Annotated in this window: 11 protein-coding genes; 7 read left to right on the plus strand and 4 right to left on the minus strand. The window is 63.5% G+C overall.

Annotated elements, in window-relative coordinates; genetic code table 11:
• Positions 1–103 precede the first annotated feature (103 nt).
• Positions 104–541 (plus strand): MbcA/ParS/Xre antitoxin family protein, encoded by a 438-nt coding sequence (locus P0D84_RS36210; protein WP_408345140.1) that lies wholly within the window; start codon positions 104–106, stop codon positions 539–541.
• Entirely contained in the window at positions 538–1,239 is a 702-nt protein-coding gene (locus tag P0D84_RS36215) for an RES family NAD+ phosphorylase (protein WP_408345143.1), read from the plus strand. Before P0D84_RS36210 ends, P0D84_RS36215 begins: the two co-directional genes overlap by 4 nt.
• A 4-nt stretch (positions 1,240–1,243) precedes the next feature.
• Here P0D84_RS36215 and P0D84_RS36220 read toward each other — a convergent pair whose 3' ends face one another.
• From P0D84_RS36220 to P0D84_RS36235, 4 genes are all read right to left on the minus strand, one after another.
• Positions 1,244–1,981 (minus strand): metallophosphoesterase, encoded by a 738-nt coding sequence (locus tag P0D84_RS36220; RefSeq protein ID WP_408345146.1) that lies wholly within the window; start codon positions 1,979–1,981, stop codon positions 1,244–1,246.
• A gap of 148 nt (positions 1,982–2,129) precedes the next feature.
• Positions 2,130–3,566 (minus strand): c-type cytochrome, encoded by a 1,437-nt coding sequence (locus P0D84_RS36225; RefSeq protein WP_408345149.1) that lies wholly within the window; start codon positions 3,564–3,566, stop codon positions 2,130–2,132.
• 20 nt (positions 3,567–3,586) lie between these two features.
• On the minus strand, positions 3,587–5,188 hold the full coding sequence (locus tag P0D84_RS36230) for a GMC family oxidoreductase (RefSeq protein ID WP_408345152.1): 1,602 nt from the start codon (positions 5,186–5,188) through the stop codon (positions 3,587–3,589).
• A gap of 233 nt (positions 5,189–5,421) precedes the next feature.
• A complete protein-coding gene (locus P0D84_RS36235) occupies positions 5,422–6,093 on the minus strand; it encodes a sugar dehydrogenase complex small subunit (RefSeq protein WP_408345155.1) in 672 nt (223 codons plus the stop codon).
• Positions 6,094–6,497: 404 nt separating this feature from the next.
• Between P0D84_RS36235 and P0D84_RS36240 the strand changes: the two genes are divergently transcribed.
• From P0D84_RS36240 to glgX, 5 genes are all read left to right on the plus strand, one after another.
• The gene (locus P0D84_RS36240; protein ID WP_408345158.1) at positions 6,498–7,160 is read left to right on the plus strand and encodes a DUF1345 domain-containing protein; all 663 of its coding nucleotides are present in this window, start codon (positions 6,498–6,500) and stop codon (positions 7,158–7,160) included.
• 367 nt (positions 7,161–7,527) lie between these two features.
• Complete coding sequence (locus P0D84_RS36245; RefSeq protein ID WP_408345161.1) at positions 7,528–10,968, plus strand: maltotransferase domain-containing protein; 3,441 nt, start codon at positions 7,528–7,530, stop codon at positions 10,966–10,968.
• On the plus strand, positions 10,965–14,429 hold the full coding sequence (gene treS / locus P0D84_RS36250; protein WP_408345164.1) for a maltose alpha-D-glucosyltransferase: 3,465 nt from the start codon (positions 10,965–10,967) through the stop codon (positions 14,427–14,429). Before P0D84_RS36245 ends, treS begins: the two co-directional genes overlap by 4 nt.
• On the plus strand, positions 14,422–16,632 hold the full coding sequence (gene glgB / locus P0D84_RS36255; protein ID WP_408345167.1) for a 1,4-alpha-glucan branching protein GlgB: 2,211 nt from the start codon (positions 14,422–14,424) through the stop codon (positions 16,630–16,632). Before treS ends, glgB begins: the two co-directional genes overlap by 8 nt.
• A gap of 98 nt (positions 16,633–16,730) precedes the next feature.
• Positions 16,731–18,950 carry a glycogen debranching protein GlgX gene (gene glgX / locus P0D84_RS36260; protein ID WP_408345170.1) on the plus strand — a complete coding sequence of 740 codons (2,220 nt, stop codon included), beginning with the start codon at positions 16,731–16,733 and terminating at the stop codon, positions 18,948–18,950.
• Positions 18,951–18,962: the final 12 nt, after the last annotated feature.

The raw sequence follows: 18,962 nt of genomic DNA on the forward strand, positions 1-18,962 counted from the left end.
CTCCTGATCTTCGACTTCATAACGAGCCGAGATTATATTCTCTTGCAAAAATCCACTTTTAGACTAATATCAAGTTAAAGTACAGATAAGGACTCACCCACTCATGGCTCACGCTGCCCGTCTCACCCAGCCCGAACCACCCATTCGCCGGCCAATTTCGGAACCAACGCTTACGGAAATGTCGGCGGCAGGCCTGCGCGCGTTCTTCAACATCGCACGAGACTGGGACTTGGGCGCCGAAGAGCAGATCGTGTTGCTCGGCTCGCCGGGCCGCTCCACTTACTTCAAATGGAAGCAGGCGCCGGAAACAGCCCGCCTTGGGCGCGACACGCTGGAACGCCTGTCGCTGCTGCTCGGCATTTATAAGGCGCTGCAAATCCTGCTGCCGCAGCCCAACGCCGCCGACACCTGGATCAAGCGCCCCAACAGCGCGCCGCCGTTCGGCGGCCGCCGCGCGCTAGACCGCATGCTGGCCGGCAACATCAGCGATCTCGTGGCCGTGCGCCAGTATCTCGACGCAATGCGAGGCGGCTGGGCGTGACAGAACCGCATTGGCAGCACCGCTGGCGCAGCGCGCCGCTCGACTGGTCGCCCGCGTATCGCGTGATTCCGACGCGCTTTCCGGCCGTCAATCTGTTCGACCGGGTCGCATCGCCGGAAGATTTCGACGCCCTCTACGCGCTCGAAGCAATGACTAACGACCGCTTGCGCACCGAAGTCGGCGAACTCGATCTGGTGCCACGCGAAGAGCGCCGTTTCGGCCCGGGATACGGACCGATCATGGCCGCGTTGACGCACCTGAATCCGCTCGGCAGCCGCTTCTCGGACGGCACGTATGGCGTGTTCTATTGCGCCCGTTCGCGTGCCACGGCGATCGCCGAGACGCGCTATCACACGGGGAAATTTCTCGAAGCGACCGCCGAGCCGCCCATGCGGGAGCAAATGCGGCTGTACACCGTCGTGGCGCAAGGCAACGTAGTCGATATCCGCGGCGACGTATCGCTCGATCTCGCGGTGCTGTCGCCCGACGACTACGTCGCGGGCCAGGCGCTCGGCCGTGCCGTGCGCGAGGGCGGTGCGCCGGGCGTCGTGTATCCGTCGGTGCGGGATGTCGAAGGCGAGTGCCTCGCCGCGTTCAGAACCACGCTGCTGCGCGACTGCCATCACGCGGCGTATCTGGAATACAACTGGAACGGCACGAGCATCGATATGGTGTTCGAGCTCAATCAGGTGGGCTAGGAGGTCAAGGCAGTGCCATCGCCGCCGCGCCGGCTTCCCGCGCCGCCTCGACCGAGATCGACCAACGCCGCAGCGCCTGCGGCTCCACGATCGTCAGCCTGCCGCCGGGCCCAAATGCGCCGGTGTCGATATAAACCTGGGAACCGAACTGCTGGATGTCGCGCATCGGCGTATGGCCGCAGTAAGTCAGCGAAAGGCCATGCTGACGCACCGGATCGCCATTGCCCAAGGCCAGATCGCGCCCCCATAGCAACTGCTGGCGCGTTTCAGCAGAGAAATTGCCGGCGTCCAATTCGGCGTCCGTGCCGAAAAATTCGGCATGCAGAACATTGAAGCGCTCCTTGCCGCTGCCGACCACGCGCACGAGCGGCAGCGTCCGCAGCTGTTCGGCGTAGTGCTGCAAGCGTTCGTCCGACAAATTCGCCGCCCATATTCCGCCGATGCCATACCACCACTGGCGCCGCAAGCGTCCGTCGGCGACGGCGCATAAGGTGTCTTCGTGATTGCCGAGCACGGCATGAAACCACGGCTTGTCGAGCAGGGCCAATGCCTGCTCCGACTGTTGGCCGCGGTCCACCAGGTCGCCGACCGAAAAAAGCCGGTCGCGTGCCGGATCGAACGCGATGTCGCGCAGCAGGTAGCGCAATGCATCGACACAGCCATGCAAGTCGCCGACGACAAAGTCGCGACCGCTCCGATTGGCCGGATGATGCTGAACGGGATTGATGAGTACGGAAGCCATTCGCTCATGATAGTGCGGCATCCGTCATTGCGTCTGCGCGCTGCCTATCTTTTCCTGGTGTCCCGCAGCATGGGAAAGACGTAGAAACGACGCGAGAAACGCGCGTCTCCGGCAGGACTTACCGAAAAACGCGTGATTAGCAAAGCCGTTATTGCTGTGTGCGCAGCTTGGCGACCTGATCCACCGTCACAGCGGACTGCGGATTGCCGAACTGTCTGGTCACATAATTTGTGATCGCGGCCACCTGATCGTCGGTGAGCTGGGTGCCGAACGCGGGCATCAGCACGTCAGCCTGTTTCGTCGTACGACTGACACCGTGCAGGATCACCATCGCCAGATTATTGGCGTCGCTCGCGCCGACCGCCGAGTTGTGAATTAGCGACGGATACGCGCCCGGCGCGCTCGCACCCACGCCCTGTCCGGTCCAGTTATGGCACGTCGCGCAATTGGCGATAAACAGTTGCGCGCCGTTCACCGCGTTGACCCTGGTGCCGCGCAGCGCGGTCACGTCGTCGACGGCGGGATTGCCCCACTGGTCGCGCGGACGCGATTCACCACCGCTGATCGGCGGCACCGAGCGCAGATACGTGACGATCGAGCCGACGTCCTCGTGCGTCAGATACTGCGTGCTGTCGTTGACCACGTCAGCCATGGGGCCCGCTGCATTGGCGCGGCCCGGCGCCGAACCGGTCGACAGATACGCCACCAGTTCATCGTCGCTCCAGTTACCCACGCCGCTGTTCTTGTCCGACGTGATGTTGTACGCATGCCAGCCGGCCTGCACCGCTCCGGAAAAACGCGAGCTCGTTTTCAAACCCTGCGTGAAATTGCGTGGTGTATGGCACTCCTCGCAATGCGCGAGACCCTGGACCAGATACGCGCCGCGATTCCAGCCGGCGCTTTGTTTCGGATCGGGAACGAAACGGCCTTCGTCGAAATTGAACAGGTTCCAGAACACCATCAGCCAGCGCTGATTGAACGGAAATGTCAGGCTATTGCCCGGCGGCGCATAGTGGATCGGCGCGAGCGTGTTCAGATACGCGCGAATCGCCAGCACGTCCTGATCGGTGACCTTGGTGTACTCCGCATATGGGAAGGCCGGATAAAGCCGCTCGCCGCTCTTGCCGACGCCTTCATGCATGGCGCGCATAAAATCGGCGTCGCTCCATTGGCCGATGCCCGTATCCGGGTCGGGCGTGATGTTCGGCGTCACGATCGTGCCGAACGGCGTGCTGATCGCCAGGCCGCCGGCGAATGGGCGTGCTTTGTCAGCTGTGTGGCAGGCGACGCAATCGCCGGCCCGTGCGAGATATTCACCGCGTTTCACGAGATCGCTGCTGGCCGCCGTCGGTGTGGCCGCGGGTGTGACCATTGCATCGGCCGGATGCGAAGCGTCGTCCGCATGGGCCTGCGTGATCGTCAACTCGTCGTTGCGGCGCGCGCCAGGCCCATGCGCTTCGTGCCAGGCGACATATAGCGCAAACAGCGAAAAGACCGCCGCCAGGGTCGCCACCCGGAAGCGGCGATGCCGCGTGCTGTGGACAAGCGCATCGGCCGGCTGCACGCGAGAGGTGTTCTTCGTCATTGTGGCTCTCCGTTCAGGGCTCAGATTTCACGCTTGAGCTTGTCGGCCAGTTTCAGCGACAACGCCGCGATCGTCAGCGTGCAATTCACGGAGGCAGCAGTCGGCATCACCCCGCTGCTGGCAATGAACAGATTCGAATGATCGTGCGTGCGGCAGTCAGCGTCGACGACCGAATCCCCAGGATCGCTGCCCATGATGGTGGTACCCATGATGTGATTGTTCGGCGCGAACGTATCGTCGAACGAGACCTCGGCGCCGCCGAACAGCGACGCGATCTGCGCATACAGCTCATGCGTGTTCGCCGCGCTCTTCTTCACGTAGTCGTTGATCGAGTAATAGATCTCGGGCTGTGGAATGCCAAGCGCATCCTTGTGATCGGCCGAGGGCACCACGCGGTTCTGCGGCTCCGCGAGATGCTCGTGAAAGCTGTTGATGCTCAACGTGCGGGCCGCGCGGTCGCGGATCTGGCGGTCGAGCTCGGCGCCGGTGAGGCCTTTTTTCAGCAGATCGGCGGTCACGCTCATGGTCGGCACGCCGTTCGACAGATGCAGTTTTTTCGCCGCGTAATCGGAGCGGAATGCGCCGTCGCGGAAGTTGACGATCGAGGTCATCTCCATCGGCCCGCGTCCGGGCCACAGCGGTTCGTTGGCGAGGAAGGTCACGCCCGTGCCGGGATGGTCCATCAGGTTGCGGCCCACCTGGTCCGAGCTGTTGCCGATGCCGTGCGGGAATTTGTCTGCGGTCGACATCAGCATCAGCTTCGGCGTTTCGATGCCGTTCGCCGCGAGCACGAACAGTTTGCCGGTCACGCGTGTGCTGTTGCCGTTCGGGTCCTTGTAGTGGACGGCCGTGATGAGCCCTTTGTTATCCGCTTCGACGCGGTAGACCACTGCTTCGGCGATCAGCTTCGCGCCGGCCTGCTCGGCCTTTTCCGCATGCACCACGCCGTTGTACATCGCGGCAATCGGGCAGATCGGCATGCAGTTGTTATTGCCGCAGCAGGTAGGCCGCGCATCGTACGGACGGCTGTTACGCGCGACCGGCTCGGGCACCACCTTGAAACCCTGGGCGTTGAGCACGTTGCTAAAGCGCTGATCCATGTACGAAAGCGGAAGCTGGCTCATCGGATAGGGCTTCGAGCGCGGCGAACCGAGATCGACCGAATTGTCCGGGCCCGACACGCCGAGTTGCATTTCAGCCGCCGAATACCAGGGCTCCAGCGTTTCATACGGATAAGGCCAGTCACGTCCCACGCCATACAGCTTGTGCAACTGGAAGTCCGACGGCAACAGCCGCCACGCAGCGGCCGCCCAGTGCCACGTCGTGCCGCCGACCAGCCGCACGTATTGTGAGTTGTACGGATAGTCGCCTTTCTGGATCAGATAATTGTTGGCGGGCGCGTACTCGGGATGCGGCGCGTACGGTGTCGACGGATAGGGTGTTGCGAAGTCGGACTTGGCCGGTGAGTTGCGGAAATTCTCGACGATCTGCCAGCGCGGAATGCGCGGTCCCGCTTCGAGCAGAATCACCGAGGCGCCGGCCAGCGCCATCTGATGCGCGACCAGCCCGCCTGCCACGCCCGACCCGACCACGACGATATCGGCGGAATTCGAATTTGCCATTGCTGCCCTCTTGTGTCGACCGGAGTTGGCGCTTTAGCGCTTACTCCGGTCCCATGCACAGCGGTCGACCGGAGTTGGCGCTTTAGCGCTTACTCCGGTCCCATGCACAGCACTTACCCCGTCCCATGCACGACAGTTGTGCTGCCTTATCGTTGCTTGCTGGGTTTCACATGCCGGCGATTCATCCTGATCAAACTCAATCAGCGATACGGCACGCGCGAGAGGAACGTCCTTCAGGCGTGCACCGGCTTCTGTGTCCAGTAGAACGGCACGTCGCGGCAATAGGACGGAATGGTCAGCACGTCCTTGACCGGCTCGAACATCAGTGCTTTTTCATAAGCGACCACCTCCACATGCGGCATGTCCCCCACGAGACCGAGATACCACGCACGCATGATCGCGCTCACGGATTTCGCGAGCGCCGGCTGATCGGCCTGCAATGCCTGCGTGACGGTATCGGACGGTACGCCGCCATGGCCTTGCAGCCACGTGTTGAGCGCGGCGATGTTTTGCGGGAACTGGCTGTCGGATTTGGCGAGGGCGTCGTAGACACGTTTGCCGAGCACGGCGTCGAAGCCCGTGCGGCCGGTGAGACGCTGCGAGAGCGCAAGGAAGGCATCGAGTCCACCGCCGGCGGGCGCATCGGCGAAGGCAGGGGCGATCCATGAGAGCGAGCGGCCCGCGCCGGCAAACGCAAGCGCGGCGGCGGTGGCGCATGCGCGCAGCATCCATGCCCTGCGTGATGCCGAGAATGAAAACGAACGCGATGCCTGAAGCGAAGGCGCTTGCGAAGACCGCAGTGAAGAGTTCGGCGAGGAAGGCCGCGGAGAAGGCTGCGAAGACGAAAACCTGATCGAATGCGTCACTTCGTGGTGCGCATCTTTATTCTCAGGAACATCTGTCATGGAGGCTCCAGATGGTGAGTGGATCGTGAGTCATTCTCAACGGGCAACGCGGCCATGGCGTGATGCCGCTTGCGCGTTGCGTCGATTTCTCTACCCCAAACCTGGTCTAGCGCCGCTTAAGCGGTCTTGTGTGAGTGCATGATGCCGGTGCCGCAGTACGTGGTGCAGCGTTACGTTCCGCCGCATTACGTTGTGCTGATGACAGCCGTGTGAAATAGCTTCACTGCGAGCGCCACCGCGCGCTGCGCACGGCGAAAAACCTGCCGCCTGCCAATCGCCTTTCAACTGAAAGCGACGCGCAAGGCCGTTGCGAAAGACTATAGCCTGTGACTCACCCATTCGACAAATGGTGCCTGAAGCGCGAGTAGAATCCGCGGCACAGACGGCCCTCCACACTGGATCTCATGTTCACAAAATATTATCCGCAGGTGTTTCGCAATCGGCCGCGCATGCTGATCGGCCTTGCCGTCGGTCTCGTGGCCGCGCTGGTCGTGCCTGAGCACACACGCGTCATGGTGCGCGTTCTGGTCGGCTGGGACGCCGCGGTATGGAGCTATCTCGTGCTGATCTGGGTGCACATGGCGCTTGCCGACGAACGTGGCGTGCGCGAATTCGCGCGGCGCGACGATGAAAACGCGGGTGTGGTGCTGGCTGTGATCTGCGTCGCGACGGTCGCCAGTATTGCCGCGATCGTGCTCGAACTCGCCTCGGCGAAGGGGACGGCCGGCGCCTCGACGGTATGGCACTCCCTGTTGACCGGCTTCACGATGATCGGCGCGTGGTTCCTGATCCCGACCATTTTCACCATGCATTACGCGCGGCTGTACTACGACCCGGATGCACCGGAGACGGCGCTGCTGTTTCCCGACGACAAGCTCGAGCCGAACTACTGGGACTTCCTGTACTTTTCCTTCACCATCGCGGTGGCCTCGCAAACGTCGGACGTGGTGCTGCGCTCCCGCACGATTCGCCGCGGAGCGCTCGCGCAGTCGATCCTGTCGTTCTACTTCAACGTCGCCGTGCTCGGCCTGTGCGTGAACATCGCGGCGGGCTTGCTCGGCTCCTAGCCGTGTAAAACCCGGACGACATCCACCCGTTTTACACGCGGGCCGTCCGCGGCGGCCGCGTGAGCTGGCCTCAGGCCGCCTTCCTCTCATCCTGCCGGGTGCGCTTCCCACCCCTTCCCATCGCCCCAAAACCCCTGGCACACCGTTTGCTGCGTTCTGCCAATAGTTCTGGCCAGCCCCGTGCCGTCGACGCCTGGCGTCAAAGCACCTGCTACTGGCCAGCGGCGTGACGATCTTTGCACTACATTGACCAGTACGCGCCCTCGCTTCACGCATCGCGCGGTATCCGGCTCTGGAAGCCCAATGAGCGCTGTGATCGCATGTCACTTGCATCCACACCGCAGCAGGACGAATCTGGAAACGACCGATGGAATCCCCAAACGGGTACGCGCCGCGGATCTACTTTTTTCATTCACTTCTCGTTGGGCCGCTCGATGCATGGCCTGCGCAGTTCGCTCACGCAGCCGGACTGGGCTTCGATCACGCGCTGATCGGCGGCGTCTTTGAGCCGGGCCAGGCGGGTCACGGACAGGTAGTCGGCAACCACGGCCGGCTGCATCCGGTGTTCGAAACTCAGCAACCGGCCACGGAGGCAATCCGTATGCTCGCGCAGGCCGCCCGCCAGCATGGCCTAAGCTTGCTGGTCGATCTGGTGATCGACCGGATGGCCGCCGATGGCGCGCTGTACGCGGAACATGCCGGCTGGTTCCATCCATTCGAGTCTGAAGAGGCGCGGCTCGATCCGCGCCATGTGCATCGCGAGGACAATGTCGCGTATGCCAACTTCAACGAGGCCGGCAGCAGCGCCGCACTGGTCGACTGGTGGACGCAGCAACTGCTGGCGCTGGCCGACGCCGGCGTGGGCGGCTTCCGCTTCGATTCGCCGCATCGCGTACCGGCCGCCGTTTGGCGGCAGCTCGGCGACGCGGTTCGCGCCAGGCATCCCGAGCTGCGTTTCCTCGCCGCGACGCCCGGACTCGCCCGTGGCGACCTGCTCAGCCTTCAGGGCGCGGGCTTCGACAGCGTGTTCTCGTCGGTGCGCTGGTGGGACTTCCGCGCCAGCTGGATGGTGGAGGAGCATGCCGCACTCGCCCGCATCGCCGCCCCCATCGCCTTTCCCGAAGCGCCTTACGGCACGCGCCTCGCCGCCGATCTGAGCGATGCGCACGACGCAACCATTGTCGAGCGGGCCTACCGGCGCGCGCTGTTCGCGTCGGCCTCGACCGGCACCGGCTGGATGATGCCGATGGGCTTCGAATACGGCATCACCGAGCCGATGTCGCAAACACGCGGCGATGCTGCGCAGTTCGCCATCGCCTGCCAGTCGAAGCAATTCGACCTCTCGGAGCGGATCGGCCATGTCAACGAGGTGGTGCGCAATACGAAGACGCTGCACGCCAATGGCGAATTGCGCCCGCTAAGCGGCCCCGGTGCGCCTGCCGCCGTTTTGCTGCGCGCCGACACGCCCGACCTGCGCAACGCCGGCGAAGCTGTCCTGATCGCCATCAATCCCGAACTCGGGGCACCCGTGCGCGTCGATCCGGCGCGCTTCCTCGCGGGCGTGCCGGGCAATTTCACGCGTTTCGTCCCGCTCGACTCACCCGGGCATGCCACGCCCGCTACCTTGACGCCGTTCACGCTCGCGCCTGGCGCCGCGCGCCTGTTCCGCGCCGCAGCCGACAAGCCGATCCGTCTCGCGCCGCCGATCGACAAGGCGAACAGCAAGCGCAGCGGCCGCAAGACCGTGCTCGAAGCGATCAACGCGCCGCGCGTGGCGATCGAGAGCGTGGCACCCTCGGTCGATAACGGACGCTTCCCAGCCAAGCGCACGGTGGGCGAGCGAGCTGAAATCACCGCCGCGATCTTCGCCGAAGGTCACGACAAGATCGCCGCCGCCGTGGTCTGGCGCGCCGCCGACGAAACCGCCTGGCACGAAGTCCTGATGAGCCCGGCACAACCGGCCGGCCTCGACATCTGGAAGGCGCGCATTCCGCTGGAGCGCCTCGGCCGTCACGAATTCACGGTGATTGCATGGCGCGACGACTTTGCGTCGCTGGTCGAGCATATCCAGAAGAAGCTGAAGGCGGGCCAAACCGTCGAACTCGAACTCGACGAAGCCGCGCATCTGTTCGCCCTGGTGCTCGCCGAAGTGGAAACGGCGGAAGGCGCGTTGACCGAGCCGCTCGAACACATCGTCAAGGTGTTCACCAAAGCCGACGCCGAAACGAAGCTCGCATTGATCCTCGCGCCGACCACGGCGAAGGCGATGATCGCCGCGCGCCACCGGCCGTTCCTGAGCCGCGATCCGATCGTCTACAAGATCGACGCCGACCGGACCGCCGCGGGTTTCGCAAGCTGGTATGAGATCTTCCCGCGTTCGATGAGCGACGACGAATCGCGCCACGGCACTTTCGCTGACGTCATCAGGAAACTGCCGCGCATTCGCGACATGGGATTCGACGTGCTGTACTTCCCGCCGATCCACCCGATCGGTCTGGCGAACCGCAAAGGCCGCAACAACACGCTGAACGCGCAACCGGGGGATGTAGGCAGCCCGTACGCGATCGGCGCAGCCGAAGGCGGTCACACCGCCGTGCATCCCGAGCTGGGCACGCTCGACGACTTCAAGCAGATGCTCGCCGCCGCGCACGCGCACGGCCTCGAAATCGCGCTTGACTTCGCGATTCAGTGCGCGCCGGATCATCCGTGGCTAAAGGCGCATCCGACGTGGTTCGCCTGGCGCCCCGACGGCACGCTGCGTTACGCGGAGAATCCGCCGAAAAAGTACCAGGACATCGTCAATCCCGACTTCTATGCGCACGATGCCAAACCCGATTTGTGGCTCGCCTTGCGTGACGTATTCCTGTTCTGGATCGAAGCGGGCGTGCATATTTTCCGGGTGGACAATCCGCACACCAAGCCGCTGCCGTTCTGGGAATGGGTGATTGGCGACGTGCGATCGCGCTATCCCGACACGATCTTCCTCGCCGAAGCCTTCACCCGGCCGCGCATGATGAACCGGCTCGGCAAGATCGGCTTCTCGCAGTCGTACACGTATTTCACGTGGCGCGAGTCGAAGCGCGACTTCATCGAGTACATGACCGAGCTCACGCAAACCAGCGAGCGCGATTTCTACCGGCCGAACTTCTTCGTCAATACGCCGGACATCAATCCTCGGCATTTGCAGTCGTCCGGGCGTTCGGGATTTCTGATTCGGGCAGCCCTCGCTTCCACGCTCGCCGGCTTGTGGGGCGTGTATAGCGGATTCGAATTGTGCGAGGCCGCCGCGCTGCCGAACAGCGAGGAATATCTCAACTCCGAGAAGTACCAACTGCGCGCGTGGGACTGGAACCGGCCCGGCAACATCGTCGGCGAGATCACTGCGTTGAACCGGATTCGCCGCGCGAACCCGGCGCTGCAAACGCATCTCGGCCTCACGTTCCTGTCCGCGCACAACGACAACATTCTGTTCTTCGAAAAAGCGACTGAAGCACGCGACAACGTCATCCTGGTGGCAATCAATCTCGACCCGTTCAACGAACAGGGCGCGGACATCGAACTCTCGTGGGACACTTTCCAGCACTGGAATCTGCACGACCATGGCGCGCTGGAAGTGACCGATCAGATGACCGGTGCGCGTTTCGAATGGCACGGCCGTTGGCAGCATATCCGGCTCGGTTCGGGCCAGCCGTTTTCGATCTGGCGCATCGCGCCGCTTGGCGGCCTGCCCGCCGAACGCCCGGATGATGCCGACAGCGACTATCACGCAGACGCTGGCAACCCAACCCCTACGGAAGGTGCGACATGAAGCGTGACGATCCAGCCCAACCCACGTCGCAGGCTCATACGAGCGCAGCCACCGGCAGCGCCGCCAAGGCGCGTTCGCAGCGGCGCGCCAAGCCCGCGACCTTGAGCGACGATCCGCTCTGGTACAAAGACGCGATCATTTATCAGGTGCACATCAAGTCGTTCTTCGACGCGAACAACGACGGCGTGGGCGATTTTCCCGGCTTGATCGCGAAGCTCGACTACATTGCCGAACTCGGTGTGAACGCGATCTGGCTGCTGCCGTTCTATCCGTCGCCGCGTCGCGATGACGGCTACGACATCGCCGACTATCGCAACGTGCATCCGGACTACGGCCAGCTCGCCGACGTAAGGCGCTTCATTCAGGAAGCCCACGCGCGCGGCATTCGCGTGATTACCGAACTGGTCATCAATCACACGTCGGATCAGCACCCGTGGTTTCAGCGTGCCCGTCGCGCGAAACCCGGGTCCAATCATCGCAACTACTACGTGTGGTCGGATACGGATCAGAAGTACACGGAAACGCGGATCATTTTTATCGATTCGGAGCCGTCGAACTGGACGCATGATCCCATGGCGGCCGCGTACTACTGGCACCGCTTCTACTCGCACCAACCCGATTTGAACTTCGACAATCCGGCCGTGCTGAGGGAAGTGCTGCAGGTGATGCGCTTCTGGCTCGACATGGGTATCGACGGGCTGCGGCTCGACGCGGTGCCGTATCTGGTCGAACGCGAAGGCACCAACAACGAAAATCTGCCGGAAACGCACGCGGTGCTGAAGAAGATCCGCGCCACCATCGACGCCGAGTATCCGAACCGGATGCTGCTTGCCGAAGCGAACCAGTGGCCGGAAGACGTGAAGGAATATTTCGGCGACGAGGACGAATGCCACATGGCGTTCCACTTCCCGCTGATGCCGCGCATCTACATGTCGATCGCGAGCGAGGATCGCTTCCCGATCACGGACATCATGCGCCAGACACCGGACCTCGCGGAAACCAACCAGTGGGCGATTTTCCTGCGCAATCACGATGAACTGACGCTCGAAATGGTCACGGATTCCGAGCGCGATTACCTGTGGAACACGTACGCGAGCGATCGCCGCGCGCGTCTGAATCTCGGCATTCGCCGCCGCCTCGCGCCGCTGATGGAACGCGACCGCCGCCGCATCGAGCTGATCAATTCGCTGCTGCTATCGATGCCCGGCACGCCGGTGATCTATTACGGCGACGAACTCGGCATGGGCGACAACATCCACCTGGGCGATCGCGACGGCGTGCGTACGCCGATGCAATGGTCGTCGGATCGCAACGGCGGATTCTCGCGTGCCGATCCTGAGCAATTGGTGCTGCCGCCGGTGATGGGGGCGTTGTACGGCTTCGATGCGGTCAATGTCGAAGCGCAAAGCCGCGACCCGCATTCGCTGCTGAACTGGACCCGGCGCATGCTCGCCACGCGCCGCGCGAAGCAAACGTTCGGACGCGGCACGATCCGCTTCCTGAAGCCGGAAAACCGCAAGATTCTCGCGTACCTGCGCGAGATGCCGGGCGAGCCGCCGATCCTGTGCGTGGCGAATCTGTCGCGCGCGCCGCAAGCGGTCGAACTCGATCTGTCCGAATTCAACGGCGCGGTGCCAATCGAAATGACCGCCGATTCCGTGTTTCCGGCCATCGGCCAGCTCACGTACCTGCTGACCTTCCCGCCCTACGGCTTCCTCTGGTTCATGCTGTGCCCGGGCGGCCAGCGTCCGACATGGGCGCAGGCGCATTCGGAACCGCTGCCGGAATTCGTCACCATCGTGATTCGCGAGGGCCAGGTCGGCCCGACGCCGGAGAATGTGCGCCTGCTCGAATCCGAAGTGCTGCCGTCGTGGTTGAGCCGGCGCCGCTGGTTTGCCTCGAAGGATCAGAAGATGCATGCGGTGCGTCTCGCCGCGCTCACCACGATTCCGAATGGCGGCTTCGCGTTCACTGAAATCGAAGCGGACGTGGGCGATCACACCGAACGCTACGTTGTGCCGATCGCGATCACGTGGGGCGGCGAAACCACCTTCCCGCTCTTCATGCAGCTGGCGCTGGCACGCGTGCGCCGCGGCCGCAACGTCGGTCATCTGACGGACGCGTTCGCGCTGCCGATCTTCGCCCATGGCGTGATGCGCAAGCTGCGCGAACGCGCCGTGGTGCCGACCGTGCAGAAGAGCGAAATCAAGTTCATCCCGACCGACCGCTTCGACGAACTCAAGGATCTCGGTGAACGGCCTGAGATTCGCTGGCTGGCGGCCGAGCAAAGCAACAGCTCGCTGATCATTGCCGACGCCGCCGTGCTGAAGCTGGTGCGCCGTCTGGTCAGCGGCATTCATCCGGAAGCGGAAATCAGCCGCTATTTGACCCAGCTCGGCTACGCGAACACCGCACCGCTGTATGGTGAGGTGGTCCGCGTCGATCCCGAAGGCGTGCCGCACACACTCTGTATCTTGCAAGGCTTTATCGACAATCAGGGCGACGCCTGGAACTGGTCGCTCGACTATCTGCGCCGCTCGGTGGACGAACTCGCGATCGCTGTCGACACGGAAGCGCAATCCGCGCCGGATCGGGACAACGAAGCGATTCTGGTGGAAGGCTACAGCGCGCTGGCCGGCATCATCGGCCGGCGGCTCGGTGAACTGCATGTCGCGCTGGCCTCGCCGACGGACGACCCGGCATTCGCGCCGGAACCCGCCGGCGCCGAACAGGTGAAGGCATGGGTCGACGGCACGCAGTCCATGCTGGCTAGCGCGCTCGATCTGCTCGCACCGCGCATCGAGCAGATGAGCGATCCGGAAACCAAGGCGCTGGCGCAAAGCCTGATCGACCGTCGCGCGGCACTCGTCGAGGTGGTCGGCAAACTGGTGTCGAGCGATGCGGGCGCATTGCGTACGCGCATTCACGGCGACTTCCATCTGGGTCAGGTGCTGGTCGCGCAGGGCGATGCGTACCTGATCGACTTCGAAGGCGAGCCCGCGCGCACGCTTAAGGAGCGTCGTCAGAAGTCGAGTCCGTTGCGCGATGTGGCTGGCTTGATGCGCTCGCTGTCCTACGCAAGCGCGGCGGCGCAGTCCACCACCGAAAGCGCGCCGCAGCAAACCGCCGATCGCAAGCGCGCGCTGTTCGACCGTTTCCGCGCGCATGCCACTCAGACGTTCCTGACCCAGTACCGCGCCGCGATTGCTGACGCACCGACGCCGCTAGTGTCGCCCGAGGCGGAACAGGCGTTGCTCGATCTCTTCCTGATCGAGAAAGCCGCGTACGAAATCCGTTATGAAGCGGCCAACCGGCCGACGTGGCTCAGTTTGCCGGTACGCGGCCTCGCCGCGCTCACCAGCCGGTTGCTCGGCGACACCGGCAGCTCGCAGCACGATCCATCAACCCAGGCGCCAAGCGCCGCCACACCGCCTAATCCGGCCGAGGGCGACTATGAGTGAGCATGATCCGGCCGCAGGCCTCCAACCGCTCGATATCGACGCGCTCGTCGAAGCGCGCCACCCCGATCCATTCTCGCAGCTCGGCATGCATCAGACGGACGCGGGGCCAGTCGTGCGCGCGCAGTTGCCGAATGCCTCGCACGTCAGCGTGATTGCGCGTGCCGACGGTTCGACGCTCGGCGAGCTCGAGCAACTCAGGCCGGGGCTGTTTGCCGGCCGCATCACTGCCGCGGCGCCGTACCGCTTGCGTATCGACTGGCACGGCACCGTGCAGGAAATCGAGGACACGTATTCGTTCGGCCCCGTGCTCGGCGACGAACCGCTCGGGCGTCTCGCCGGCGGCGACCCGTACGCGGTGCTCGAATGCCTCGGCTCGCGGCCGATGGAAGTGGACGGCGTGCCCGGCGTACGCTTCGCCGTATGGGCGCCGAATGCGCGGCGCGTTTCGGTGGTCGGCGATTTCAACGCGTGGGATGGCCGCCGCCATCCGATGCGCTTGCGTCATCAGGCGGGGGTGTGGGAATTGTTCGTCCCACGCGTGGGACCCGGCACGCGCTACAAATACGAATTGCTCGCCCGCGACGGTCATCCGTTGCCACTCAAGGCCGATCCGTGCGCCATGCAAACGGAAAAACCGCCGGGCACCGCATCGGTGGTCGCGCATGTCGACGAGATCGAGCAGTTTCAATGGACCGATCACGAATGGATTCAAGGGCGCGCCGCCAGACAAACACCGCGCGCGCCGATCTCGATCTATGAAGTGCACGCCGAATCGTGGCTGCGCGTCGCCGAAGAAGGTCAGCGCGGCCTCACGTGGGAAGAACTCGCCGAACGCCTGATTCCTTACGTCAAAAGCATGGGCTTCACGCATGTGGAGTTCATGCCGATTGCCGAGCACCCGTTCGGCGGCTCGTGGGGCTATCAGCCGTTAGGTCAATTCGCGCCCTCGGCGCGCTTCGGCAAGCCCGAGCAGTTCGCCACGTTCGTCGACAAGGCGCACGAGGCCGGTGTCGGCGTGATTCTCGACTGGGTGCCGGCGCACTTTCCGAACGACGCGCATGGTCTGATCGACTTCGACGGCACGCCGCTCTACGAGCACGCCGATCCGCGCGAAGGCTATCACCAGGACTGGAACACGATGATCTACAACCTCGGCCGCAACGAGGTGAGTGCGTTCCTGGTGGCATCGGGCCTTGCGTGGTTGAAGCGCTATCACGTCGACGGCCTGCGCGTGGATGCAGTCGCCTCGATGCTGTATCGCGACTATTCGCGCGCCGCCGACGAGTGGGTGCCGAACATCTACGGCGGCCGCGAAAATCTCGAATCGATCGCGTTTCTGAAGCGGCTGAATCACGAAGTCGGCTATGTGCCGGGTGTGCCTGGCGCGATCACGATCGCCGAGGAATCGACCGCGTGGCCGGGCGTGACGGCGCGCGTCGAAGACGGCGGCCTCGGCTTCCAGTTCAAGTGGAACATGGGCTGGATGCACGACACGCTGCACTACATGGAAGAGGATCCGGTCTATCGCCAATACCATCATCACATGATGACGTTCGGGATGGTGTATGCGTATTCCGAGCGCTTCGTGCTGCCGCTCTCTCATGACGAGGTCGTGCACGGCAAAGGCTCGCTGCTCGGCAAGATGCCGGGCGACAGATGGCAGAAGTTCGCCAACCTGCGCGCGTACTTCGGCTTCATGTGGACCCATCCGGGCAAGAAGCTGCTGTTCATGGGCGGTGAATTCGGTCAGATGGCGGAATTCAATCACGACACTTCGCCGCACTGGCATCTGCTCGACGATGCGAGCCATCACGGCGTGCAAAAGCTGGTGCGCGACCTGAACCATCTATACAGCGCGGAGCCTGCGCTGCACCGGCTCGACAGCGAGCCTGGCGGCTTCGAATGGCTGGTCGGCGACGACAGCGGCAATAGCGTGTACGCCTACCGCCGCACCGATGGCGAAGGCAACGAAGTCGTGGTCGCGTGCAATATGACGCCGGTGCCGCGAGTCGGCTACCGGATCGGCATGCCGCGCGGCGGCCGCTGGGTCGAAGTGCTGAATACGGATGCCGGCGTATACGGCGGCTCGAACATGGGCAACAGCGGCATGATTCACACTGAAGAAATCTCGAGCCACGGCAGGCCGCATTCCGCGGCGCTGACGCTGCCGCCGTTGGCGACGATCATCCTGCGCGCGGATTGACGGAGGTGATGTAAGACGGGCGCGCAGCCTCGCGGCCGCGCGCCCGTTGCATGAAGACCCACGATAGCGTTGATAAAACAGAACAAGGAAGGGGAATCATGTCGCATGCAATGCCCGACCGGCTTCTGCCCGGCTCGCCCTATCCGCTTGGCGCCAGTTGGGATGGCCTTGGCGTCAACTTTGCGGTGTTCTCGGCGAATGCGCAGAAAATCGAGCTTTGCCTGTTCGATCCCACGGGTCGCAAGGAAATCCGGCGCTTCACGCTGCCCGAATGCACCGACGAAGTCTGGCACGGCTACCTGCCCAACGCGCACCCCGGCACGGCTTACGGCTTTCGCGCACATGGGCCGTATCAGCCGCAGCATGGGCACCGCTTCAATCCGCACAAGCTGTTGCTCGATCCGTATGCGCGCAAACTGGTCGGGCAGTTTCGCTGGTCCGACGCGCTGTTCGGTTACCGCGTGCATTCGAATCGTGCCGACCTTTCCATCGACCGGCGCGATTCGGCGCCGGCCATGCCGAAATGTGTCGTGATCGACGAAGCCTTCGACTGGTCGCACGACAAACGCCCGAATGTGCCGTGGGGCGAAACCATCGTCTACGAGGCGCATGTGCGCGGTGTGTCGATGTTGCGCCCCGATTTGCGGCAGCACGAACGCGGCACGTTCGCCGCGCTGGCGTCGCCGGAATTCATCGAACATTTGCTGAAGCTCGGCGTGACCGCCGTCGAATTGCTGCCCGTGCATGCGTTTCTGAACGACCGCTTTCTGGTGGAGCGCGGCCTGCGCAACTACTGGGGTTACAACACCGCGGCATTTTTTGCACCGGAGCCGTCGTATCTGAGCACGCACCGGCTCGATGAAATGCGCATTGCCGTGCGCCAGTTGCACGCAGCCGGCATCGAAGTGATTCTCGACGTGGTCTACAACCACACCTGCGAAGGCAACGAGATGGGACCGACCGTCTCGTGGCGCGGCCTCGACAACGCGAGCTACTACCGCCTGATTCCCGGCGACGAACGCCACCATATCAACGACACCGGCTGCGGCAACACCGTGAACCTGCCGCATCCGCGCGTGCTGCAGATGGTGATGGATTCGCTGCGTTACTGGTCGACGAAATTCAATATCGACGGCTTCCGTTTCGATCTCGGCGTGACGCTCGGCCGCGAGCAGCACGGTTTCGATCCGGGCTCCGGTTTCTTCGACGCATTGCGCCAGGACCCGATCCTGTCGCAGCGCAAGCTGATTTCCGAACCATGGGACATTGGCCCAGGCGGTTATCAACTCGGCAATCATCCGCCGGGTTTCGGCGAATGGAACGACCGCTTTCGCGATACCGTGCGCCGCTTCTGGCGCGGCGACGCGGGCCTGCGCCCCGATCTGGCCGCGCGTCTAACGGGTTCGGCCGATCTCTTCAACCGGCGTTTCAGGAAACCGTGGGCATCGGTCAACTTTGTCACGTCGCATGACGGCTTTACGCTCGCCGACGTCACCGCGTACGAGCACAAGCACAACGAAGCGAATCGCGAAGACAACAACGACGGCCACAATGAAAATTGCAGCCGCAATTGGGGCGTAGAGGGTCCGGCCGACGCTCCCGTGATCCACGAAACCCGTAAACGGGTGGCCCGCTCGCTGATCGCCACCCTGCTGATGGCGCTTGGCACGCCCATGGTGCTGGCAGGCGACGAATCCCTGCGCACGCAAAACGGCAACAACAACGCGTACTGCCAGGATAACGAACTATCATGGCTCGACTGGGAGCGCGCGGAGTCGCCCGATGGACGTCAGATGACCGCGTTCGTCGCGCGCGTGATCGCGCTGCGCAAACAGCATCCGCTGCTGCGCGAAACGCGCTTTCTGTTCGGCGACCGCGAAGTGTTGCCGGGCCTGTTCGATGTCGGCTGGTTCGATGCGCACGGCGATCCGCTCACCATCGAAGCCTGGCAGGACCCCGAAGGCCGCGCGTTCACGCTGCGGCGCGCCGGTCCAGGCTTGAATGGCGAAACAGAAGTATTGTTGATGATGCTCAACGCAGCGGAAAAAACGCTGCGCTTTACGCCACCCGCGCCGCACCTGGAATGGCATGTGCTGCTAGATACTGCTGAGCCGGAAAGCGCACCGCACCGGTTGGCGGTGGCAGAGGTGGAAGTGGCCGCGCATAGCCTCGTGATGCTGGCGGCGCAACCCATCGGCGAAGCGGATTGGCAGGCGGGCTGGAAAGCCGGCCCACAGCATGGGCCACGGCTGTTGACCGCGCTGCCGCCCGATCCTGGTGCGCATCCGCCGATCAGCGACACGTCGCCGACCACGTAGGCTGCGCATGAA

Source organism: Paraburkholderia sp. RL17-337-BIB-A (genome assembly GCF_046025895.1).
GTDB classification, from domain to species: Bacteria; Pseudomonadota; Gammaproteobacteria; order Burkholderiales; family Burkholderiaceae; genus Paraburkholderia; species Paraburkholderia fungorum_C.

Bases quoted from the DNA above. Each gene is read 5' to 3' on its own strand.
- P0D84_RS36210 (WP_408345140.1), top strand. From the start codon at position 104: ATGGCTCACGCTGCCCGTCTCACCCAGCCCGAACCACCCATTCGCCGG.
- P0D84_RS36220 (WP_408345146.1), bottom strand. From the start codon at position 1,981: ATGGCTTCCGTACTCATCAATCCCGTTCAGCATCATCCGGCCAATCGG.
- P0D84_RS36225 (WP_408345149.1), bottom strand. From the start codon at position 3,566: ATGACGAAGAACACCTCTCGCGTGCAGCCGGCCGATGCGCTTGTCCAC.
- P0D84_RS36230 (WP_408345152.1), bottom strand. From the start codon at position 5,188: ATGGCAAATTCGAATTCCGCCGATATCGTCGTGGTCGGGTCGGGCGTG.
- P0D84_RS36235 (WP_408345155.1), bottom strand. From the start codon at position 6,093: ATGACAGATGTTCCTGAGAATAAAGATGCGCACCACGAAGTGACGCAT.
- P0D84_RS36240 (WP_408345158.1), top strand. From the start codon at position 6,498: ATGTTCACAAAATATTATCCGCAGGTGTTTCGCAATCGGCCGCGCATG.
- P0D84_RS36245 (WP_408345161.1), top strand. From the start codon at position 7,528: ATGGAATCCCCAAACGGGTACGCGCCGCGGATCTACTTTTTTCATTCA.
- treS (WP_408345164.1), top strand. From the start codon at position 10,965: ATGAAGCGTGACGATCCAGCCCAACCCACGTCGCAGGCTCATACGAGC.
- glgB (WP_408345167.1), top strand. From the start codon at position 14,422: ATGAGTGAGCATGATCCGGCCGCAGGCCTCCAACCGCTCGATATCGAC.
- glgX (WP_408345170.1), top strand. From the start codon at position 16,731: ATGTCGCATGCAATGCCCGACCGGCTTCTGCCCGGCTCGCCCTATCCG.